This window comes from Solimonas sp. SE-A11 (assembly GCF_030345715.1).
GTDB lineage: Bacteria > Pseudomonadota > Gammaproteobacteria > Nevskiales > Nevskiaceae > Solimonas_A.
In genome coordinates this window covers 102941-125572 of record NZ_JAUASX010000004.1, presented here as the reverse complement: position 1 = coordinate 125572, position 22632 = coordinate 102941, and the positions used below count along the sequence as shown (strand labels likewise).

Below are 22632 nucleotides of genomic sequence, written 5' to 3'. Positions count from 1 at the left end.
TGCGATAGAGTAAGTCTTTCCCGGGCGCGCGCGGCAGTCCTCGATGCTGAACAGGTTTGATTCTCTTTTGCGTATGGCGGCATGGTCGCTGGTCTTCGCCTGCCCGGCGATCCTGGCGCAGTCTCCCCCGGAGCCTGAGCCGGAGCCGGAGCCGGCGGTGGAGGAGAGCACGCCCATCGCGCCTTACCAGCTCGGCCAGGGGCGAGCCCTGGGAGACAGCGGGGTCACGCTGGGCGGCTACGCCGTGGCGGCCTACGACGGCACCGGGGGCGCGTCGGGAGAGCCTGACTGGAGGGCGGGCCTGGATTCACTGAGCGGGTTCCTCTGGTGGGATGGCGGCGGGCGCTGGCGTTTCTTCACCGAGGTGGAGCTGGAGGACAGCCTGCTCGCCAACTCCGACGAGTTCACCACCGACGAAGCCTACCTGGGCCTGGAGCGTCTCTACTTCGACTACAGCTATAGCGACTCCCTCACGTTCCGCTTCGGCAAGTTCCTGACCCCTATCGGCCACTGGAACCTGATCCACGCGGCGCCACTGGTGTGGACCACCTCGCGGCCATTGGTCACCGAGGCCACCTTCCCGGTCAATGCGACCGGCGCGATGCTGACAGGCGTGCTGCCCTGGCTGCCGCGCGGCCTGGAGTATTCCATCTACGGGTCGCCCGGACAGGAACTGTTTCCCAATCCGGAACTGGACGCCTTCAAGGAGGCCTATGGCCTGCACCTGTCCACCGACCTGTTGCCGCAGCTCAACGTGGGCCTGTCCTTCGTCGATTTCGAACTGGACAGCAGCGTCGGCCAGCGCCGGCGGCTCTACGGCGCGGATTTCCAGTGGAACTGGCGGCGGTTCGAACTCACAGGCGAATTCGCCTACCGCGTCACCAGCCTGACCAATGCCGAACGTGACGAGCAGGGCGGCTACCTGCAGCTGGTGGCCCCGCTGGGCGAGCGCCTGTTCGCGGTGGCCCGCTATGAAACCTTCCGGGACACGGCCGCCACGCGCGACCTCAACGTCTACCTGGGCGGACTGAATTACCGGCCGTATCCCGGGCTGGTATTCAAGGCCGAGTACAGCCGGGCCACCGATAACGACATCGACGCTCGCGACGGGCTGCTCGCATCGTTCGCGGTGATGTTCTGATGCGCCGGACTCTCCTGGCGCTCGCGCTGAGCCTTGCCTCGGCTGCCCAGGCGGTCGAGCCGGTGATCGCCGTGATCGCACCGGTACAGCGCGGGCCGGTGAGCTTCGACGCGGACGATGTCTCCCTGATCTACAAGCGCAAGAAGCTGATGTGGCCGGACGGACGCCGCATCGAGCCGGTGAACCTGCCGGCGGACCATCCGCTGCGCCGCCGCTTCACCGAGTCCCTGCTGCGGCTGACACCCGAAGCCATGGAGAGCTACTGGAACGAGCAGTACTACCATGGCATAAGGCCGCCCCACGTGCTGGCGTCGGAGGCCGCGGTCCTGCGATTCGTCGCGGGCACGCGCAACGCCATCGGCTACCTGCCGTACTGCTCGATGGATGAGCGCGTCCGCGCGGTGCTGCTGGTGGACGCCGAGGGTCGCGTGCTGCCGGCGGACACCCCGGTCGACTGCAGCCGCTGACCCTGCAAGATTTGTCGGACAGGGCTTGCGGGTCTGACAAGTCCTGCTGCCTCCGCAGCGCGGACATTGCTCCGTGGAATTTCATGAAAACCATTTGAATTCATGATGTTGTCTCAATAGCTCGGCTCTGGCACCGGCGTTGCTCCCTTTCTGGCATGGCCCACTCCGGGCCCTGACCAGGAAGCGATTCCCATGTTCTCCCACGCCTCCCCCGAAGGCGAGACCAGCCAGGGTGCAGTCTCCGGCGATCTGCTGCCGGACAGCGGTATCCGCCTGTGCCGAGCCGAACGCGAAGAACGCGTGCGGCTCGAGCGTTTCATCGCCGAGCGCTTTGCCGCAACCTACGGCGCCGAACTCCACCGGTTCATGCCACGCCTGTTCGGCACCTATGACGACGACGGCCAGCTGCATGCCGCCTTCGGCATGCGCTCCGCAGCCGAAGAGCGCTTGTTCCTGGAGTGCTATCTCGACGAGCCGGTGGAGCAGCTCGTCTCCCGGCGGGCCGGCGAGCCCGTCCTGCGCCGGCACATTGCCGAAGTCGGCAACCTGGCCGGTGCCTCGCCGGGCGCACTGCGCGAGCTGATCCCGCTGCTCACGCGCCTGCTGCACCGCCAGTCCTTCCACTGGGTGGTATTCACCGGCGCTGCCCGACTCTGCAATGGCTTCACCCGCCTGGGGCTGCCGCTGAGCGTCATGGCTCCGGCACCGATCGAGCGGCTGCCCGAGACCGAGCGTGGCCACTGGGGAAGCTACTACCGGCACTCGCCGTCGGTCATGCTCGGCGACGTGCGCAACGGCTGGCGCCAGCTGGAGGAGATGGCGTCCTCGCCGCGCTTGCTGGCCGACGCACTCGCGCCGGTGGCCAAGGTGGGTGCGCCGTGAGCCTGGTTCTAGATGCCATTGCCGCCCACGCCCGTCGCCAGCCCGATGCGCTGGCCCTGGATGGGTCCGAAGCGCGCCTGAGCTATGCCGAGCTGGAGCAGGCCATTGAGCGCCTGGCGGCCCAGCTGTCGTCGCGAGGCCTGAAAGTGGTCGGCCTGCTGGCCGACAACGGGCTGGCCTGGGCGCTGGCGGATCTGGCTGCCGTGCGTGCCGGCGTACGCACGGTTCCGCTGCCGCCGTTCTTCTCGCCCCAGCAGATGGCCCATGCCCTGCGCAGCGCCGGCGCCCAGGCCCTGCTCGTTCCGCCCGCCTTCGCCGTGGCGGGCCCCTTCGCCGGCTTGCCGGCAGAGGCTCTGGAGGTGGGGCTGGTGCCCGGCCTGCTGAGCCTGCTGGAGCTGCCACCCCAGGCGCCCGTCCCGGTGCCGGAGGGTACGGCCAAGATCACCTACACCTCCGGCACCACTGGCGAACCCAAGGGCGTCTGCCTGGCGCAGGAGCAGATGGAGCGCGTGGCCCTGGCCCTGGCCGAGGCCAGCGGAGCGGGGCCGGGCGATCGGCACCTGTGCGTGCTGCCGCTGGCAACGCTGCTGGAAAACCTGGGCGGCCTGTACGCGCCGCTGCTGTCGGGAGCCGCCGCCTGCCTCTGGCCGATGTCCGAGGTCGGCCTGCGCGGCGCCTCTGGCTTTGACCCGCGCCTGCTGATCGAGGCGCTGGAAGTGGCGCGCGCCAGCACCGCGATCCTGGTTCCGCAGATCCTGCAGGGGCTGGTCGAGGCCATCGAGGCCGGTCTGCGGCGTCCGTCGCAGCTGAGGTTCATCGCCGTAGGCGGTGCACCGGTAGCCCCGCGCCTGCTGCAGCGCGCCCATGCGGTCGGCCTGCCGGTCCACGAGGGCTACGGCTTGTCGGAGTGCTCATCGGTGGTGGCGCTGAATACCGCCGCGGCGAACCGGCCTGGCAGCGCCGGGCGGCCCTTGCCGCACGTGGAGGTGTCGTTCGCCGACGATGGCGAGATCCTCGTGTCGGGCAACGCCTTCCTGGGTTACGTCGGGGAGCTGCCGCGTGCTGCAGACCAGCCGGTGGCCACTGGAGATATCGGACATCTGGACTCGGACGGTTACCTCTGGCTGACCGGGCGCAAGAAGAACATGTTCATCACCGCCTTCGGGCGCAACGTGGCGCCGGAGTGGGTGGAGCGCGAACTCTGCCTGCAGCCGGCCATCGCCCAGGCGGCCGTATTCGGCGAGGCGCGCCCCTGGAATGCCGCCGTGATCGTGCCGCGGCCAGGCGTGAGCCAGCAAGCCGTGGACCTGGCGATCGCCGAGGTCAACTCGATGCTGCCCGACTACGCCCGCGTGCGCCGCTGGCTGCCGGCGCAACAGGCTTTCACGCCGCAGAACGGACAACTCACCGCCAATGGGCGCCTGCGTCGCGCCAGCCTGTGGGCGCAGTACGGCGCCTCCCTCGATTCCCTCTACCAGGAAACCCCAGCATGAGCTTCTATGACACCCTGCAGGACGCCACTGCGGCCGACCGCGCCGAACTGCTCGGCTTGCCCCTGTTCGCCGATGCACTGGCCGGGCGCGTCACCCGTCCTCTCTATATCGCCTTCCTTACCCAGGCCTACCACCACGTCAAGCACACCGTGCCGCTGATGATGGCTTGCGGCGGACGGCTGACCGACGACTACGAATGGCTGCGTGGAAAGATCGTGCACTACGTGGAGGAGGAATACGGCCACCACGAATGGGTGCTGAACGACATCCGCGCCGCCGGCGGAGATCCGGAGCGGGTGCGCTACGGCCGCCCTGCGGTGGCCACCGAGCTGATGGTGTCCTACGCCTATGACACCGTGATGCGTGGCAACCCCGTGGGCTTCTTCGGCATGGTGCATGTGCTCGAGGGCACCAGCACGGCGCTGGCCACGCAGGCCTCGCAGAAGATCGCCCAGGCCGTGCAGCTTCCCAAGTCCGCCTTCAGCTACCTCGCCAGCCATGGCGCCCTGGACGTGGATCACGTGGACTTCTTCCGCGAGCTCGTCGACCGCCTCACGGATCCGAGAGACCAGGATGCCGTGATCCACGCCTCGCGCATGTTCTACCGCCTCTACGGCGACATCTTCCGTCACCTTCACCAGGAGCATTCCTCATGCAACTCCAAGACCGCTGCATCCTTCTGACCGGTGCCACCGGCGGCATCGGCCGTGCCGCGGCACTGCAACTGGCGGCACGCGGAGCCAGGCTTTGGCTCAGTGGCCGGCGCGAGGCCGAGCTGCAGGAACTGGCCGCCCAGATCCGCCGTGAGGGAGGCCGAGCCGAGGTGCTGGTCGCCGACCTGACCGAGCGTGGTGCGGCACGCGACCTGATCGCGCGCCTGCGCAGCCTCGAGCCACGGCTGGATATCGTCATCAACTGCGCCGGTGCCATGCATTTCGGCTACTTCGAGTCGACGCCGCCGGAAGCCATCGAGCAGCTGTGGCGCACCAATGTCCTGGCTCCCATGCAACTGGTGCAGGCGGCGCTGCCGGTGCTGCGCCAGGGCGGCGGCCTGGTCGTCAACGTCGGCTCCATCTTCGGGTCCATCGCCTTCCCCTGCTTTGCCACCTATTCCAGCACCAAGTTCGCGCTGCGCGGCTTCTCCGAGGGCCTGCGGCGGGAACTCTCGGGCAGCGGGGTCGACGTCCTTTACTTTGCGCCGCGCTACACGCGTACCGCACTCAACAGCGGTGCCGTCAGCGAGATGGCCAGTGCGCTGGCGATGAACCAGGACGAGCCCGATGCCGTTGCCGCGGCCCTGGTTGAGGCGATCGAACGCAATCGCAAGGAGCGCTACCTGGGCTGGCCCGAGAAGCTGTTCGTCCGCATCAATGCCTGGTTCCCGCGGCTGGTCGACGCTGCCCTGCGCAAGCAGGGCCAGCAGATGAGGCCCTACGCGCTGCGCCAGCTCCCCTGAGAATCCTTACCGTCATCTGGAGATGAACATCATGATCCGCAATCTGTCCTACGGCCTGCTGCTCGGCTGCCTGGCGCTGGCTTTCTCGGCTCGCGCCGAAACCGTGGAGGAGGGCCTGGCGGCCTTGCAGCACGGCTGGGCCGAGGCTTTCTACACCACGCCCGCCGCCGACAAGGAAAAGCAGTTCGAGAAACTGGCCGGCCGGGCGGCCCAATTCACCGCCGCCAATCCCGGCCGGGCCGAACCGCTGGTCTGGCAGGCCATCATCCTCAGCAGCTACGCCAAGTTCGAGGGCGGGCTGGGAGCACTCTCCAAGATCAAGACCGCCCGGGAGCTGCTGCTGCAGGCGGAGAAGATCCAGCCGACCGCCCTGGATGGCTCGATCTACACCTCGCTGGGCAGCCTCTACGCCAAGGCGCCGGGCTGGCCGATCGCCTACGGCGACAAGAAGAAGGCAGCGGAGTACCTGCAGCGCGCCTTGCAGATCAATCCCAGCGGCATCGATCCGAACTACTTCTATGGCGAACTGCTGCTGGATCAGGGCAAGCGTGCCGAGGGAGAAAAGTATCTGCGCAAGGCCCTCGCTGCGGCACCGCGTGCCGGTCGTGCGGATGCCGATGCGGGTCGCCGTGCCGAGATCACCGCCCTGCTGGGCGAATAAGTCGATCCCGCGGAGGAGGACTCTTGGGCCTGGTTGCTCCGCCGCAAGGCGCGGGCAGCCAGGCCTGCGGTTCTCACCGAGACCTCGCCGCCATTAGCGGCACGCGCTGAATTGCCCGGAACGAGGGCCGGGCCTGTCGGTATTGTCCGGGTGTCAGTCTGGTGGCGCGGCGGAGGGCGTGGCAGAAGTTGGACGAGGACGAGAACCCCGGCGTGGAGGCGATGCCCGCCATGCTCTCGGATGCGATAACCACACCGTTCGCACTGAGCCTGCCGAAGGGTGAGCCGGGGCTGTCGTGGAGTGCCTTGAATGGCACTCCAGGCCGGCGAACGCCCGGCCATGGATGGCTCGGCAGGGGCTCGATTCGGAAGTGCAGCCTCGCCGAGGACGGCGGTTCCGCAGCAACAAATACGGAACTCCGTTAGGGATTCCCAACCCCAGCGGTCAAAATATCCCCATGAGCCCAGGTGCACCTCGGGCTACAGGCGCAGGGCTCCGCGCCGACACAGACCATCCGGCAGACAACCGAGTAGGGCTCTGCCCCTGCATCCGCGAAAGGGTCCTGGGATGGGCTGTCTCCTTAACAAGTTGGCATTGCTGTCCGCCGGGCCCGCCAGGGCCCGGCGCGACAGTTCCATTCCAGGTTGACAGGGCTTCGCCCATGCCCTGTAATTATCAAGATATGAAACACAGTGTTTCATGAATTCTGGGCGTGGCGCTGGGGTGCCACGCCGCCAATCAAGGGGGAGGGGAGGCTCGTTTCCAGCCGCCGCCCCTGCAGGGATGTCATGACCGTTCAAGCCGTCTTCACCGGGGGCCGCCGCCCCCTGCTCGCTTTGCTGGCCGTATGCGGCCCCCTCCTGCTGTCCGCCTGCGGCGGCAAGACCGAGGAGCCCGCGGCCCCGCAGCCGGTCCTGACGGTCGAGGTGATCTCGCCGCAGCGCGAGACCTGGCCCGACGCCCTGGTCGCCAGCGGCGAGGTCACCGCCTGGCAGGAGGCCGTGATCGGAGCCGAAGTGGCCGGCGTGCGTCTCGACGAGGTGCTGGTCAACGTCGGCGACAGCGTCCGCAAGGGCCAGTTGCTGGCCCGCTTCAGCGAGGACAGCCTGCGCGCCGACCTGGCGCGTGCCGATGCGATGGTCGCCGAGGCCTCCGCCAATCTCGAAAAGGCCAAGGCCGACGCCGTGCGCGCCGACCGGCTCGAATCCCTGGACGCCATGGCCAAGCAGACCGGCCAGATGTACCGCACCCAGGCCCGGGTCGCCGAGGCCCAGTTGGCCTCGGCCCAGGCCCAGCATCACGCCCAGGCGCTGAAACTGCGCTACGCCCGCGTGGTTGCGCCGGACGACGGCGTGATCTCGGGCCGTGCCGCCACCGTTGGCGCCGTCAGCATGATGGGCACCGAGCTGTTCCGCATGGTGCGCCGCAACCGCCTGGAATGGCGTGCGGAGGTCACCGCCAACGCCATGCAGCGTCTGCAGCCCGGAGCCGTCGCCACGCTCACCGCCCTCGACGGCAGCACCGTGAAGGGTGAGTTGCGGCAGCTCGCGCCGACGGTCGATTCCGGTACGCGCAATGGCCTGGCCTATGTCGACCTGCCCGCCGGCAGCGGCCTGTCCGCCGGCATGTACCTCACCGGCCGTTTCGCCCTGCTGCCCCGCGAGGCCCAGACCGTACCGGAAGCGGCGATCGTGCAGCGCGACGGCAACCAGTACCTGATGCAGGTCGATGGCGAGAGCCGCGTGCACCTGATCAAGGTCCGTACCGGCCGGCGCCAGGGTGAATCCATCGAGCTGCTGGGCAATATCGATCCCGCCGCCCGCTACGTGAAGTCCGGCGGCGCCTTCCTGTCCGAAGGCGTGCTGGTGCAGGTGGTGGCCGCCGGGCCCAAGCCATGAACTTCTCGTCCTGGGCGATCAACAAGCCCACGCCGTCGATCCTGCTGTTCATCATGCTGACGGTCGCGGGCCTGGTCGCCTTTCGCGGCCTGGGCATCCAGTACCTGCCGGACATGGCCTTCCCGTCGGTGACGGTGCAGGCCGCCATGCCGGGCGCCTCGCCGGTCCAGCTCGAGGCCGAGGTGGCGCGCCCCATCGAGGACTCCATCTCCAGCATCGGCGCCGTGCGCCATGTCACCACCACCATCAACGATGGCATGGTGCTGCTGATGGTGGAGTTCGCCTACGAGAAGAACCTCACCGAAGCGGTGACCGACGTGCGCGATGCCATCACGCGCATCCGCACCAAGCTGCCGCAGGAGATGCAGGAGCCGGTGGTGGCGCGCGTCGATGTCGCCGGCATGCCGCTGCTGACCTACGCCGTCATCGCGCCGACGATGGACGAGACCGACCTGTCCTGGTTCATCGACGATGTCGTGGCCAAGACCCTGCTGCGCGTGCGCGGCGTGGCGCAGGTCAACCGCAAGGGTGGCGTCACGCGCGAGGTGCAGGTGGAGCTGGATCCGGTGCGCCTGCAGTCCCTGGGCGTCACTGCCGGCGAGATCAGCGCGCAGTTGCGCAGCATGCAGCAGGAAGCCCCGGGCGGCCGCGGCAGCCTTGGCGGGCTGGAGCAGACGGTACGCGCGCTCGGCACCGTGAGCAGTGCCGAGGAACTGGCTGACCTGTCGCTGCCGCTGTCCGATGGCCGGCGCCTGCGCCTGGCCGATATCGCGCGGGTCAGCGACACCATCGCCGAGCGCAGCCAGATCGCCCTGCTGGACGGCAAGCGCGTCATCAGCTTCGAGGTCATGCGCGCCCAGGGCATGGACGAGGTGACCGCCGCCCGCGGCGCCCGCGCCGCGGTGGAGAAGCTGCTGCAGTCGCATCCGGCGGTGCAGATGGTGGAGGTCTCCAACTCGGTCGACTTCACCGAACAGGAATACGGCCACGCCATGGGCGCCCTGATCGAGGGCACCATCCTCGCCGTGCTGGTGGTCTGGCTGTTCCTGCGCGACTGGCGCGCCACCTTCGTCTCCGCCGTGGCCCTGCCGCTGTCGATCATTCCCACCTTCCTGGCGCTGCAGTGGTTCGGGTTCACGCTGAACGTGCTGTCGCTGCTGGCGCTGACGCTGGTGATCGGCGTCCTGGTCGACGACGCCATCGTCGAGGTCGAGAACATCATGCGCCACCTGCAGATGGGCAAGCCGCCCAAGCAGGCCGCGATGGAAGCCGCCGACGAGATCGGCCTGGCCGTGATCGCCACCACACTGACCCTGGTCGCCGTATTCCTGCCCACCGCCTTCGTCCCCGGGCTGACCGGCGACCTGTTCCGCCAGTTCGGCTGGACCGCGGCCGCGGCGGTGCTGTTCTCGCTGCTGGTGGCGCGCCTGCTGACGCCGATGATGTCAGCCTACATGCTGCGGCCGGCGGCGCACGAGTGGACCGACGGCCCGCTGATGAAGCGCTACCTGGTCACCGTGCGCTGGTGCCTGGAGCACCCCTGGGCCACGGTGCTGGCGGCAGGTGCCTTCTTCCTGATGTCCATCGTCCTGATCAGCCAGTTGCCCACCGCCTTCATCGCCGGCCAGGACGAGAGCACCGAGTTCGTGATCCTGGAAGGGCCGCCCGGCAGCTCGCTGGAGCAGACCACGGCATTGGCGGAGCGCGCGCGCAGCCTGCTGGCCGAAGTGCCCGAGATCAGCTCGGTGCTGACCGTGGTCGGCGGTGGCGTGAAGACCGGCGCCATGCGCGCCGACATGGCGGCCGCCGAGGTGCGCACCGCCCAGCTCACCCTGCGCCTGCTCAACATCGCCCAGACCGGCCGCAAGCTGCCCGAGGTCCGTGCCGACATCAACCGGCGCCTCGCCTCGCTGCCCGGTGCCCGCACCAGCCTTGGCCGCGGCACGCCGGGCGAGAAGATGACGATGATGCTCACCGGCGATGACCCGGCGGCCACTCTGAAGGCGGCCCGCACGCTGGAGAGCGAGCTGCGCAGCCTGCCCGGCATCGGCGCCGTGACCTCTACCGCCAGCCTGCTGCGGCCCGAGATCGTGATCCGCCCGGACTTCGCGCGGGCCGCGGAGATGGGCATCACCTCCGCCGCCATCGCCCAGGCCGTGCGCGTCGCCACCAGCGGTGACTATGACTTCAACCTGCCGCGCCTGAACCTGCCGGGCCGCCAGGTCTACGTGCGCGTGGCGCTGGACCCGGAGTCGCGTCGCGATCCGGACCTGGTGGCCCAGCTGCGCGTGCGCGGCCATAGCGGTGCCGCGGTACCTCTGGGCAATATCGCCGACATCAGCGTCACCGGCGGCCCCGCGCAGATCGACCGCTACGACCGCCAGCGCGTCGTGCAACTGGCAGTAGATCTCAACGGCCAGCCGGTGGGCGACGTGCTCAAGCGCGCCAAGAACCTGCCCACGCTCAAGCAACTGCCGGCGGGCGTGGAGCTGGTGCTGTCGGGCGACATCGAATACATGTCCGAGATGTTCGGCGGCTTCGCGCTGGCGATGCTCGCCGGCATCTTCTGCGTGTACGCCGTCATGGTCCTGCTGTTCCACGACTTCGGCCAGCCGCTGACGGTGCTGGCGGCACTGCCGCTGGCCTCCACCGGCGCGCTGGGCCTGATGTGGTTCTTCGGCTACGACCTGTCGATGTCCTCGCTGATCGGCCTGCTGATGCTGGTCGGCATCGTCACCAAGAACTCCATCCTGCTGGTGGATTACGCCATCATGGCGCGCCGCGACCTGGGCATGGGCCGCATCGATGCGCTGGTCGACGCCTGCCACAAGCGCGCTCGCCCCATCGTCATGACCACCGTGGCCATGACCGCCGGCATGATCCCCATCGCGGTGGACCTCGGCGGCGGCAGTAGCTTCCGCCAGCCGATGGCGGTAGTGGTCATCGGCGGCCTGATCACCTCCACGGTGCTGAGCCTGCTCGTGGTGCCGGTGGTGTTCGAGATCATCGACGAGATCAAGCTGCGTCTGATCCCGAGCCGCCGCAAGAACGCCACGACAGAGGTCTAGGGCGAACCGTCATGCCGGTTTTTTGCCGGCATGGCGGGGGCTGAACTCAATTCTTCAGAAGTCTCGGCGCGCCTGTCCCCATGTACCGCGCCAGGTTCAGGTGCAGGTTCGTGATCGCCCGTTCCCGGTAGCGGTTGGGCTTGGTCCCGCGGAAGGCCAGCGACTTCATGCCCTGCTGAACCGCCGCCGCCATGCGCGACCGCTGGCTGGGCGACGAGCTGCAGCCGCCTTCACCGGCGCTGGGCCGCATTGACCGGCCGCCGTACCACGCCGTGCCGGTGTAGCCAGGCGACGTGGGGACCTACGGCGGTGTCGTGACCGACGAACACGCGCGGGTACTGCGCGAAGATGGCAGCGTGATCCCGGGCCTGTATGCCAACGGCGTTTCCACGGCCTCGGTGATGGGCCGCTTCTACCCGGGGGCGGGCGGCAGCGTGGGCCCGTCCTTCGTCTGGGGCCATGTCGCGGCGCGGCATGCGGCCGAGCAGGCGATCTCCGGAAACTGAAGAGCGGAGCGCTTGTCGGAGCCAGGGGCGATATCCTTGCCCTCCCTGCAGGAGCGAACGAGTGAAGATCCGGAACTGGGTGGGTGCGGCAATCCTGATGGCGGCGGGCCTGGCCTCGGCGCAGGAGCCGGCGCCGCAGCCGCTGCCCCCGCCGCCGGTCGCCGTGGCCGGCTGGACTATTTCCTTCTCGTGGTCGCCGGAGTTCTGCAAGCGCAACCTGGGCATCAAGGAACTGCAGTGCCTGCAGGAGCACTATTTCGTGCTGTCCGGCCTGGCGCCGGGCTTTGCGGGCGAGGGCCCGGCCTGCGACCGCGAATCACTGCCGCGCGAGCTGTTCCCGCGGGCGCTGGACGTGGTGCATAACGAGGCCCGGCTGAAGAAGATCTGGCGGCAGGAGGGCGGCTGCAGCGGCCTGCCGGCGGGGGAGTATGTCCTGCAACTGGAGCGGGCGGGGCGCCGCATCTCGGTGCCCGACCGCTTCCGCAGCACGCCGCGCGAGGGCCTGCAGCTCTCGCATTCCGAGTTCAAGGACGCTTTCCTGCGGGATAACCCGGGCCTGCTGGCCGATGCCATCACGCTGCGGTGCCGCGGTGCCTGGCTGGAGAGCGTGAGCTTCTGCGTGGATGCCGCCTTCGGCTTCCAGGACTGCCCGACGGCCCTGTCGGAGGGCTGTGCCGAGCCCCTGCGCCTTCGGGCGATCCGTCCTGCCCTGCGTTCCGACCGGGGGGAATAGGCCGTCCGGCTGAACGGGAGCGTTTAGATTTTTTTGTTGCATTGCTAAGAATTAGTCAATTGTTGCAACGCAGCATCCGGTCTATCTTGGTGCACCCCTGAATCAAAGTGGTGCAGCAAATGTTCGGAACAATCGTGGCAGTAAGCGTGGTCCTGATCCTCCTGGTGATGGTCGCCCTGGAGTTCGTCGACACCAGCTTCGACGAGCGCCGCCTGGCCTCCGGCCCGGTCCGCAAGGTCGCCAAGACCGTGCACCAGATTGTGGCATCGAAGCCGGCCTACCAGGCCGAGCCGCTGCCGCTGAAGAAGGCCGCCTGAACAGCGCCTGGCAGTAGCGGGTGGGAGCCTCAGGCTTCCCGCTCCAGCAAGGTTTTGGGCCCGAGGGCCGCGATTTTCGCGGCCCTTTTGCTTTTTGGGGAGCGGGCGCGCTGCGGCGAGGGGGGAGGTCCGCTTTGCGTAGATTCCCCTCACATAAAACCTCGTTGTTCATTATTAATCCGCAGGCCCGCCCGGGCGGCATCACAACATTGGCAACGGGGCGCACTACGACAACCGTTATGCCTTCAGCCGGGACTTCCGCTCGCGCTTCGCCAGCTTCGGAGGCCATACCGCGAGACCGGGTGCGGCGGCGAGCAAGTCCTTGCTGGATGAGCTAAAGGAGCGGCTGGAGGCGGCGAGGGCGGGAGTCTGAGGTTTCCGATCCGAAGGCCCACGCCCAGGCGCTGACGCGGTGCTCGGGCTCCCCCGATGCGATCAGGGGAGCTCGCTTTGCTGCTGGAGGGAAGCCTGGAATCCGCTTCTGCGAAGCTCGTCCAGGATGACCCGGCCGTGCGCCTCGTCCTGCACTTCGACCAGCAGCTTGAGACGTGCGCTCTTGGCATGCATGCGGGTCGCCAGGCGTTCGTGGTCGACCTGGATGATGTTGCCGTTGTGGAGCCCGATGCAGTCGGCGATCCGCCCCAGCGAGCCGGGACGGTCTTCGATGTCGATGGCCAGTGAGATCAGCCGGGATTCGCTCACCAGGTTGCGCATGAGCACCGAGGCGAGCAGGCGGGGGTCAATGTTGCCGCCGCTGACGACCAGGCCGACCTGGCGGCCCTGGTAGCGCTCGGGGTTGGCCAGCAGCGCGGCGAGGCCGGCGGCGCCGGCCCCCTCGGCCACGACCTTCTCGATGGTGGCCAGCAGGGCGATGGCGCGCTCGATGTGGTGCTCCTCCACCAGCACGACCTCATCTGCCAGCTCCACGATCACCGGCAGGGTGAGGCGACCCACCTGGCTGACCGCGATGCCTTCCGCCAGGGTCTGCCCGCCGCGGACGGCGCCAGGCCCGCCCGGCAGTGCGGCACCTACGCCGGCATAGACGCTGGACTGCACGCCGATGAGCCGGATGTCCGGACGCAGGCCGCGGGCGGCGATGGCCGCGCCGGCCATGAGGCCGCCGCCGCCGATGGGCAGGACCAGCGTGTCGAGTCCAGGCACTTCGGCCAGCATCTCCAGAGCGACGGTGCCCTGGCCTGCGATGACGGCGGGATCGTCGTAGGGATGGACCAGGGTCATGCCGCGCCGCCGGATGAATTCCTCCTGCAGGTGGTCCCAGGCCTCGGCAAGGGTTTCGCCGTGCAGGACGACTTCGCCGCCGAGCGCCCGCGTATTGCTCACCTTGGTGAAGGGGGTGTTGCGGGGCATGACGATGGTGCTGGGGATGCCCAGCCGCGTCGCATGGTGGGCGACGCCCTGCGCGTGGTTGCCGGCGGACATGGCGGCGACGCCGGCATGACGTTCTGCCGGGCTCAAGTGGCTGAGCTTGTTGAGCGCGCCGCGCTCCTTGAAGGACGAGGTGAACTGGAAGTTCTCGAACTTCAGCCAGACCTCGGCCCCGGTGATCTGCGACAGCACCCGGGAGTGGCGGCAGGGTGTCTCGACGATCTGCCCCTTGAGACGGGCGGCGGCTTGCTGGATCGCCGCCAAGCCCGGGGCGGATGTCACGCCGCGGTCTCCGGGAAGACCTGGTCCAGGTGCCACTCCAGGGTCGGCAGCGGCAGCGCGCCGCAGCCCAGCACGGCGCTGTGGAAGTCACGGAAGCTGAAACGCTCGCCGAGGCGGTCCTGCAGCTTGCGGCGCATGCGCAGGATTTCCTCGTCGCCGAGCTTGTAGGCCAGGGACTGCGCCGGGATGCCGCAGGAGTAGCGCAGCGTGTCGGAGTCGATTTCACCTTCGGCGCAGAGGGTGTGCTCGCGCATGTACTGCCTGGCCTGATCCCAGCTCCAGCCCAGTGTGTTCATGCCGGTGTCCACCACCAGCCGGCAGGTGAGGAAGGCATCCTGCGACAGGCGGCCATAACGGTCGTAGGGATCGTCATACAGGCCCATCTCGCCGGCCAGCATCGCCGCATATTCCGCCCAACCCTCGTTGAAGGCATTGATCACGCAGGTGCGACGGAAGTCGGAGAGATCCGGGTTGCTCATCTGCAAGGTCAGATGCAGATGGTGACCCGGTACGAGCTCATGGAAGGTGAGTGCCGCCGCGGCGATCACCGCCTGGCTGTCGAGCTTGGACCCGTTGTAGTAATACAGGCCCCGCTTTTCGTTGCCGACCGGCCGGGAGTAGTACCCCCAGGTCATGCCCGACTCGAGCGCCTCGGGCAGGCGCTCCAGGTCATAGTCCCACGGCGAGCGCTGGGCGAAGAACTCCTCGAAGCGCTGCTCGACGCGATCCTTGTGCCGCCGCATCTTCCGGCCGATATCTTCGGCGGACGCCGCCACCGCACCGGGCTGCCGGCGCAGGTGAAGCGCGAATTCGGCCTCGGTCCCCGCGAACCCCAGTTTCTGGCGAACCTCGGCCATTTCGGCCTGGATGCGCGCCATGCGCGCATGTCCCGCAGCGTGCACCTGTTCGGGGCTGAGGCTCATCGTCGTGTGCATCCGCACCAGGTCGGCATAGACCTCGCGGCCACCCGGGAGCTTGTCCATGCCGACGCCTTCGGGCGCCAGCGATTCGTACGTCTCGTCGAGCTGTTCGATCAGGGCGTCGAAGGCCGGCAGCACGGATTGCTCCAGACGACGCTGGATTTCCGTGGCGATCGCCCCGGCGCCGGACAGGGCCGCCAGCCGCTCTCCTTGGACCGGATAGCTCGCGGCCGCGGCGGCGCGCAGGCCGGCCAGCAGCCGGCGGGAACCCGGCAACTGCAGCTTGTGGATGCGGATGCCACGCTCGGCCTGGCCCGCCGTGCGCGCATGGATCTGCCGCAGCAGTTGCGTGACCTCCGCCAGCAGGACCAGATAACGGTCGCCATCGCTGTCGCGCTGGAACACGAACTCGCCCAGGGCCTTCCTGATCTCGTTGAAGAGGAAGCCGCCGGTGTAGGGGGTCTGCACGAACGGCCCGTAGAAGGTGTTCTCCATCACGTCGACCGCCAGCCAGTAGCGGTCCGCATCCTTGCTCCAGGCCTGCGCGAAGAAACGCGTCAGCCTGGCCGTCAGCACGAATTCGTGCGGTAGCTGGCCCTCGTCGACCCCTTCCAGAATCTGCAGGATCTCCCGGCCCTTCGCCGCACGCCGTCCTGCGCCGTCCTCGCTGATGTCCGGCAGGCTGCCCTCGATGGGCTTGCCCTGCGCGACTCTCCAGAAGATGCAGTTGGAGATGACGGAATTGGCCAGCTCCGAAGCCTTGTTGACGGCCAGCAGGGAGCGCTCCTGTGAACTGGGTTGGTACAGCGGCATGTGAGTCTCCTGCGATTGTGCGGGCAGATCAGGCTTCGAAGTAACGCGAGAGGGTGTCGAACATCCGGCGCCTGGCGTCCGGGTGGGAGAACGCCAGGTGCCCGTACGAGAAGTGATGGAATCGCGCATCCGGGTTCTGGTCTGCGAGTACCAGCGCGAAAGGCCCCTGGGCGTCATGCACGCCGCAGTAGAAGTCCAGGGGCACGGGGATCGAATAGAAGTCGAAACCCCAATCGGCGCAGGCCCACTTCAGCTCGGCCGACAGAGCCTTCTTGCCGGAAGACGCCAGCATCACCCGCCATTGCAAGGCACCAACGTCTGACTCGATCCCGGGAGGCGGGCCTACCAGGTGCATCCGATTGAAGCGGCCGGCGTCACGGCTGGCCTGGGAGCTCAGCCTGTGATTCCGGGCCACGGCTTTGCGGGCCAGCGGTGATAGTGCCCAGGGGATGTACTTCATCGCGCGATAACCCCAGCCTGCAGCGCAGGGCGATACGCTCCGGGCCACGGGGTCGAACCAGGGGACGGTCGGGTTGATCGGCACGGCACCGACCACCCGGTCCGCCAGGGTGGCGGCTACCGCCAGGGTCACCATGCCGCCGTTGGATTCGCCGAGGCAGGCGAATCTTACGATTCCCAGGTGGTCGAGCAGCTCGCGCAGGTCATGGGAGTAGTCCGCGACAGAGCGGCCCGGGCACAGGCTGGTGTCGCCAGCGCCGGGACGGTTCGTCGCGATCAGCCGGATGTTCCGCTGCACCGCCTCGCGGTGGAAGAGGCCCGCTTCCAGGCTGAAGCTGCCGCCGCCGTGAAAGTACAGGACGGGCCTGCCATCCGGCACGCCGAATTCCTGCCAGCTCAGCGTCCTGCCGTCCGCCAGGGTCATGGACTGGCAGGGAGGGTCGATCAGCGGAATGTCGTTCATCGGGGTGCGCTGCGTAGGTTCCTGTATCGGTTCATGCCGGATCAGAACGAGCCTGGCCTGGGCACGCACTGGAAGGGCTTGGAGTCGGGCACGGGAGCGCGCATCAGGTGCTCCACGTAGTAGTCCCAGGTGCGGGCGGCGGTGTAGGGGTTGAGGTACTGGCTGGCGGTGCCATGCGTCTTGTTGGGAAGGATCAGCGCGTCATAAGGCTTGTTGGCCTGGATCAGCGCATCGATCAGCCGATAGGCCTGTGAGGGAGGAACGTTCTCGTCGGCGTCGCCCCAGACGATCAGGATCTTGCCGTTCATTCCCGCGGCCATCCCGGTGATGTCGATCGGCGCCCAGGAGAGGGGCTTCTCGGAAGGGCTGCCACGATGATTGCTGCCATCGGCGTAAATCGGCATGCCGATGGAGGACTCGAAGCCGGAATACAGGGCGCCATAGTCGTAGACGCCTGCGCCCGTGATGCAGACGCGGTAGAAGTCGCTCCGTGTCAGGATAGCCTGTGCGCTGAAGGTGCCGCCCCAGGACCAGCCATGGATGCCGACCCGGTCAAGGTCCAGCTCCGGCTTCTGTTCGGCAAGCTGCCTGATCGCCGCGATGTGATCGCGGATGCCGACCTCGGTGAACTTCGGGACACCGCTGTCACGGAAGGCATTGCCGCGGGCCGGGGTGCCGCGGCCGTCCACCACCACCACGCCGAACCCGAGCCGGGCCAGCGACATGCGATTGCACGGATTGGAGGCCGAAGCGGCCTCGACGTAGCTGCGCGGCGCCACGCAGACCTGCGGGCCACCGTAGCAGGCATCAATGACCGGGTGGGCGCGATGGCCGGCAATGGTGGTCGGGGGGAAGTAGACCAGGGGAATATCGGTCTGGCCGTCGTCCGCCTTGAGCAGGTGGCGCGTCGGCGGCACATAGCCGGCCTCCAGCAGGCTGGACACATCGGCACGCTCGATCTCGGCGATCAGCGCCCCGTCGGCCAACGAGCGCAGCACCGTCACCGGCTCGGTGGACACCGTCGAGCAGGTGTCGATGAACACGCCGGCCTGGGGCCTGATCTTTTCCGGCGCATCGGGCACGCGGAACAGCATCTTGAACAATGGCGCGACGCTCGGGGCGAACGCATGGTCGGAGTGCAGCTCGCCCCCCGTGAGCAGCGTCAGGTCCGAGCCATCCAGGCCGACGCGATACAGGTGACGGTAGTACGGATCCACGCCGGCCTCGCGGCCGCCGGCCGTGAAGTAGAGCCTGCGCGCGCCTTCATCGACGTGATGGATGTCGAACAGCATCCAGTCTCCGCCGGTGATCGGGTTGAGCAGCTCACCGGATTGCGCATCGTAGCGGTACAGGTGGCCCCAGCCGGAGCGGTCGGAATACCAGATGGCTTCCGCGCCGTCGCCGATCACCTGCACGTTCGGCAGGTTGTACATCATGGTATTGGGCTCGAAGCGGCAGGTAGTGCCCTTCTCTTCGATCACCGTGGTCACCTTGCCCGTGGCCAGGTCCACCCGCAGCAGCATCCCGGTGACCCAGCCCTCGGTGATGGCCAGCATGAAGACTTGCCCGTGCCGCAAGGACCAGCCCACGATGCCGTTTCCGAGCAGGAAAGCGGGCGACACACCCAGCGGTATCTGGATGCGGCGGCGCTCGCCGGTACCGATGTCGAACACGAACCAGTCGATGACGATCTGTTCCTGGTCACCCGTGAAGGCACGGCGCACCTCGTGCACGACGGGCCGCAGGCTGCCGTCTGTCGGCACCTGCTCGATGAAGGGATCGACCCCCAGGCGGCGCTCATCCATGCGCGGGCAGATGAAATAGCGGCCATCGGGAGAGAAGGCCCCGGCGTAAGGCGGCAGCGTCACGCCCGCCTTCTTGAGGACGATGGTCTGCAGCGCGCCATCCGGCAGCTTGCCGTAGCTGAAGTAAGGCTCGCCATCCTGCGTCAGCCGGTGCTCGCGCCCCGACGTGAGATCGACCAGCAGCAGGTTGTCGCCATCACGCTTGATGCCATGCCTGCCGGTCGGCGAGACGACCAGGCGGGCATCCTGCGGCTTGGTGTCGGCCAGGGCGGTCACCGCATGGTCCTCCAGGCTCACGCTCACCCGCTTGCCCGACGCCGAACCGACCAGGCCGCGGCCATCCGGGGTCAGTTGCGGATTCTGCAGGCCCAGGTTCTCCTCGGAGGCTGGCGCATGCGGCTTCAGCGTAGCGTTCAGCGCGGCCGCGACGGCGGCATGGTCGAAGGCCGGCCCGCTGGCGCCGGTGCGCGAGTCGACCAGCACGAACCGCGAGCCGGCAGCGGTCTTCTTCTGGTACCAGAAGCGGCCGGTATCGCCGAGCCAGACCGGGCTGACGTCCGCGTTGCGGATCAGCGGGAGCATATTGGCCTCGTGCAGGCGGGCGGCAGCGGCATAGTCGTCCGCGCTGACGTTAATCGGGTTTTGAGGAGCTGTCATGGTAGGTCGATGGCGCAGGGAGTTCTAGAAGCTGCCGCTCAGGCGCAGCACGACGGCGCGCGGAGCGATGTAGGTGATGGTGTCGCTGGCGGGAAACGGGTTGGTCGTGATGCTGCTGTAGCCGCGCTCGTCCGACAGGTTGTTCAGCGACAGGCTCAGCTGCGGCCAGAAGCTGTCGCCGACCGCAGAGGCAAAAAGGTTCAGGTCGAATGTGCGGTAGCCGAACACCTGCGCGCTGCATTAGATGGTGTTGCAGGCCTGACCGAGGTAGGTGTGGCGCAACGATGCCCCGACCTGCCAATCCCGGATCGGCCGCACGTAAGACAGCGTCGTCGCGGTCTGCCAGCGGGGTGACAGCGGCCAGGGCGAGCCCGCGGCGATGGTCTTGCCCTCCACGGAATCGAAGGGTTCGGTCGTCACCGTGCGGTTCCAGGCCGCCGCGGCGTCGATCGACAGGCCAGGCAGGAACGGCGGCAGATAGCGCACCGATAGCTCCACACCGTTGCCCTCAGCCCCGCCGACGTTGTCGATGAAGTTCAGTGTCGCCACCCGGTCCAGCTGGAACACCTGAGGGTCTTTCCAGTCGAGGTGGTAGGCCGACAGATCGATCCGCAGCGAACGGTCGAACCAGTCCGTGCGTAGACCCAATTCATAGTTCCACAGGGAATCGGACTTGTAGACCTCCGGCACGTCCGAGGTCGGCGTCGAGGCGGCGAGCTGCGGGCCGCCGAAGCGGAAACCTCGTGAGACCGTGAGGTAGGCACGCAAATCGTCGGTCGGCGAAAACACGATAGACGCCTTCGGGCTGATGCCATTCTCTCCAACGCCGCGCTCGCGCGTGACCTTCATGAAATTGTTCTGCGACGAATAGACCGCGCCGGCGGAGGTGATGGCGCCATCGGATTGGATCCAGTAAGCACGCGCGCCGAGCGTGGCCTCCCAGCTTTCGCCCAGTTCGCGCGTGACCTCGCCGAACAGGGCTTTCTCTTCCAGATCCACTTCGCCAGTCAGGCTCGCGATGTTCAGCGTTCCGCTGAGTCTTCCGGCATTTTCGGGGCAGGGATTCGGCAGAAGGCCTTCGAGAAGTCCGGGAATCCTGATCGGCAGCGTCGGCAGACCGGAGGCCGCGCCGATGTCGCTGCAATCGTAGAGACTCGTCTTGTAGTAGAAGGCGCCCGCGAGCCATCTCCAGGGCGAGTCCCCGGGTGCGGACACGGCTCGCAGTTCCTGTGTCATGCCGTCGCTGCGATTGGCGTTCGAGCCTGCCAGCAGCGGCAGAAAGCCACCGACCGCGCGCGAGGCCTCGAGGAAGATGTCGAACTGTTTTTCGAAGTAGGAGGTTTGCGACAACAGCTCACCCCAGTCGAAGCTGCGCTCGATGGTCAGGCTGCCGAGCGTGTAGCTGGACTCGCCGGGGCTGGGGCGGGGACTGTCGCCGTGGGAGAGCTGTCCGTCGTAGTTGTCGGTATACGGAATGTCGTCCTCGGTCGTGTGCTGGGTAGCCGCCGTCAACGAAACCTTCCACTGGTCGGAGGGCAGCCAGGTCATCATCGCACGGTAGCCGTACTGCTCCAGCTTGTTGACGTCTTTCCTGTCGTTGTAGCGATCGTCCGTGTAGCCCGGCGACTGCCGCTGAAAGCCCATGATGCGCACGGCGGCGGTGTTGTCCGCGAACGGCATATTCACCGCGGCGCCGTAGCTCCAGCCATCGCCACCGTTTCCGGGATACGCGTTGAACTGGCTGAAGTACTTCAGCTGGAATGCATTGACGTTCGCCGCCTCCGGCACATAGCGGATCAGGCCATTCAGTCCGGTGCCGCCGAACAGTGTGCCCTGCGGTCCCTTGAGCACTTCAACCGTCGCCATGTCGAAGGGATTCGGATCGAGCTGCACCTTCGGAGCGAAGGGATCCGAGAACGGGATGTCCCCGAACAAGGTGCCCGCGGTGGGGTTGACGCCGAGTCCGGTCGAGACGCCGCGGATCGTGATTCGCTTGGCCTGGCCGCCGGAACCTTCGTCGGTCAGGTTCACGCCCGGAACCTGCATCACGATCTGGTCGACGCTCTGTATGCCCTCGCGCTCCAGCTGCTCGCCGCTGAGCACGTTGATCGTGGCGGGGATATCGCGCACCGGTGCCGCGCGCTTGGTGGCGGTGACCACGATCTCCTCCAGTTGCGTCGGCGGCCGCTTTTCGGTCAGGTTCTGCCGCGGCTCCGCCTCCTTCACATCGACCGGAATCACGTCCAGCTCCGCCGGCGTCGTGGCGGCCGTTGCGGGGCTGGCCGGCTCCATGGAGTCGGCAGGCGTTGCGGGTGCCGCTTCCGGCGCCGGCTCCTCCGCGATCAGGGAGTCGAGGAAGTCGATACTGTCCGTCGGCTCCTCAGGCGCGGCATCCTGGGCCCATGCGAGAGGCGCCGACATCGCCAGGCCCACGGCGAGGACCTGAGCGGAGATTGAAAAGCCATGCTTCCTGATCACTTCCTGCTCCTGCGGCGGTCTGCCTCGCCACGCTTGTTGCCGGCGGCCAGGCCCGGCAGCACCAGATCGATGAGGTCGTTGAGATAGGGCTCCACGGCCTTGGCCGTGACGGCGCCGTCGGATCGCTTCTTGTCCGAGCGCCTGGAACCCTTCTCGCCCGTGCCGGCTTCCAGCAGGCGCTCACCCTCGACGATCAGCAGGACGGTGCCCATCAGGGCGGTCAGCGCCAGCTTGACGGTCTTCAGGTCGGGTGCGTGGGGCGTCAATGCGCTAAACCACTGTTCGCTGATGTCCCGGAAGATTTCCGAGGAGGCTGATCCGACCCTGGACAGCAGAACCCCGGGGTGCAACAGGATCAGCACCCGCGCGGCATGCAGGAAGGCCAGTAATTCCTCACGCAATTTTGCAGGCGAAGCAGACTGCGGGCGCGGGAGCTGGTCTGTCAGCCGGCGCTTGGCCTTGTCCTCGATCTCATCGATGGCGGTGACGTAGGTGTACAGCGCGGAATGGCTGACGCCGAGTTCCTCGGCGAGCGAGCGGATGGTGAGCGAGGTGTAGCCGTCACGGCCCATCACCCGCAAGGCGGCGTTCACCAGCATTTCGTCCGAATACTTGCGAGGCCGTCCCCGCGAGCCCGGTTGTGTCGGCAGCGTCGCTATCTTCCGCTGAGTTCCCACGGCCTTGCTCCTTGCGCCACTGCGCTGGTGCCTTTCCCACCTGAATTACTTTCCGAGTGGTCTGTAATTG

The 22632-nt window shown here is 67.4% G+C and carries 19 protein-coding genes and 1 pseudogene; 12 read left to right on the top strand and 8 right to left on the bottom strand.

Features of this window, described 5'->3' with window-relative positions; genetic code table 11:
* The first annotated feature begins 73 nt into the window (after positions 1–73).
* The 9 genes from QT386_RS06930 (at position 74) to QT386_RS06890 (ending at position 11066) form a co-directional block, all read left to right on the top strand.
* On the top strand, positions 74–1141 hold the full coding sequence (locus tag QT386_RS06930; protein WP_289273019.1) for a porin: 1068 nt from the start codon (positions 74–76) through the stop codon (positions 1139–1141).
* Positions 1141–1608, top strand: a complete 468-nt coding sequence (locus QT386_RS06925) for a hypothetical protein (RefSeq protein ID WP_289273018.1) — start codon at positions 1141–1143, stop codon at positions 1606–1608. Before QT386_RS06930 ends, QT386_RS06925 begins: the two co-directional genes overlap by 1 nt.
* Positions 1609–1800: 192 nt before the next feature.
* Complete coding sequence (locus QT386_RS06920) at positions 1801–2490, top strand: thermostable hemolysin (RefSeq protein ID WP_289273017.1); 690 nt, start codon at positions 1801–1803, stop codon at positions 2488–2490.
* Positions 2487–3983: an AMP-binding protein gene (locus QT386_RS06915; RefSeq protein ID WP_289273016.1), complete on the top strand. Its 1497-nt coding sequence runs from the start codon at positions 2487–2489 to the stop codon at positions 3981–3983. Before QT386_RS06920 ends, QT386_RS06915 begins: the two co-directional genes overlap by 4 nt.
* Entirely contained in the window at positions 3980–4666 is a 687-nt protein-coding gene (locus QT386_RS06910; protein ID WP_289273015.1) for a TenA family transcriptional regulator, read from the top strand. Before QT386_RS06915 ends, QT386_RS06910 begins: the two co-directional genes overlap by 4 nt.
* Positions 4636–5439 (top strand): SDR family oxidoreductase, encoded by an 804-nt coding sequence (locus QT386_RS06905; RefSeq protein ID WP_289273014.1) that lies wholly within the window; start codon positions 4636–4638, stop codon positions 5437–5439. Before QT386_RS06910 ends, QT386_RS06905 begins: the two co-directional genes overlap by 31 nt.
* A gap of 31 nt (positions 5440–5470) precedes the next feature.
* Entirely contained in the window at positions 5471–6100 is a 630-nt protein-coding gene (locus QT386_RS06900) for a tetratricopeptide repeat protein (protein WP_289273013.1), read from the top strand.
* 788 nt (positions 6101–6888) lie between these two features.
* On the top strand, positions 6889–7998 hold the full coding sequence (locus QT386_RS06895; RefSeq protein WP_289273012.1) for an efflux RND transporter periplasmic adaptor subunit: 1110 nt from the start codon (positions 6889–6891) through the stop codon (positions 7996–7998).
* Complete coding sequence (locus tag QT386_RS06890) at positions 7995–11066, top strand: efflux RND transporter permease subunit (protein ID WP_289273011.1); 3072 nt, start codon at positions 7995–7997, stop codon at positions 11064–11066. Before QT386_RS06895 ends, QT386_RS06890 begins: the two co-directional genes overlap by 4 nt.
* 46 nt (positions 11067–11112) lie before the next feature.
* Here QT386_RS06890 and QT386_RS06885 read toward each other — a convergent pair whose 3' ends face one another.
* On the bottom strand, positions 11113–11235 hold the full coding sequence (locus tag QT386_RS06885) for a hypothetical protein (protein WP_289273010.1): 123 nt from the start codon (positions 11233–11235) through the stop codon (positions 11113–11115).
* Between the two features lie 58 nt (positions 11236–11293).
* Here QT386_RS06885 and QT386_RS06880 point away from each other — a divergent pair.
* From QT386_RS06880 to QT386_RS06870, 3 genes and pseudogenes are all read left to right on the top strand, one after another.
* A pseudogene (locus tag QT386_RS06880) lies at positions 11294–11572 on the top strand (FAD-binding protein); the annotation flags it as partial.
* A 61-nt stretch (positions 11573–11633) separates the two neighbouring features.
* On the top strand, positions 11634–12305 hold the full coding sequence (locus QT386_RS06875; RefSeq protein ID WP_289273008.1) for a hypothetical protein: 672 nt from the start codon (positions 11634–11636) through the stop codon (positions 12303–12305).
* A 119-nt stretch (positions 12306–12424) separates the two neighbouring features.
* The gene (locus tag QT386_RS06870) at positions 12425–12622 is read left to right on the top strand and encodes a hypothetical protein (RefSeq protein WP_289273007.1); all 198 of its coding nucleotides are present in this window, start codon (positions 12425–12427) and stop codon (positions 12620–12622) included.
* 435 nt (positions 12623–13057) lie between these two features.
* On the opposite strand, the gene QT386_RS06865 is transcribed toward QT386_RS06870, so the two are convergent.
* Genes QT386_RS06865 through QT386_RS06835 form a run of 7 tightly spaced genes read right to left on the bottom strand, consistent with a single transcriptional unit; the run spans position 13058 to position 22484 of the window.
* On the bottom strand, positions 13058–14290 hold the full coding sequence (locus QT386_RS06865; protein WP_289273006.1) for a threonine ammonia-lyase: 1233 nt from the start codon (positions 14288–14290) through the stop codon (positions 13058–13060).
* Complete coding sequence (locus tag QT386_RS06860) at positions 14287–16023, bottom strand: DUF885 family protein (RefSeq protein ID WP_289273005.1); 1737 nt, start codon at positions 16021–16023, stop codon at positions 14287–14289. Before QT386_RS06860 ends, QT386_RS06865 begins: the two co-directional genes overlap by 4 nt.
* 28 nt (positions 16024–16051) lie before the next feature.
* Positions 16052–16945 carry an alpha/beta fold hydrolase gene (locus QT386_RS06855; RefSeq protein ID WP_289273004.1) on the bottom strand — a complete coding sequence of 298 codons (894 nt, stop codon included), beginning with the start codon at positions 16943–16945 and terminating at the stop codon, positions 16052–16054.
* A 41-nt stretch (positions 16946–16986) separates the two neighbouring features.
* A complete protein-coding gene (locus tag QT386_RS06850; protein ID WP_289273003.1) occupies positions 16987–19407 on the bottom strand; it encodes a prolyl oligopeptidase family serine peptidase in 2421 nt (806 codons plus the stop codon).
* A 24-nt stretch (positions 19408–19431) separates the two neighbouring features.
* Entirely contained in the window at positions 19432–19635 is a 204-nt protein-coding gene (locus tag QT386_RS06845) for a hypothetical protein (protein ID WP_289273002.1), read from the bottom strand.
* Between the two features lie 12 nt (positions 19636–19647).
* Positions 19648–21885 (bottom strand): TonB-dependent receptor, encoded by a 2238-nt coding sequence (locus QT386_RS06840; protein WP_289273001.1) that lies wholly within the window; start codon positions 21883–21885, stop codon positions 19648–19650.
* Positions 21882–22484 (bottom strand): TetR/AcrR family transcriptional regulator, encoded by a 603-nt coding sequence (locus QT386_RS06835; RefSeq protein ID WP_289273000.1) that lies wholly within the window; start codon positions 22482–22484, stop codon positions 21882–21884. The genes QT386_RS06840 and QT386_RS06835 overlap by 4 nt, the downstream gene beginning before the upstream one ends.
* Positions 22485–22632 lie beyond the last annotated feature (148 nt).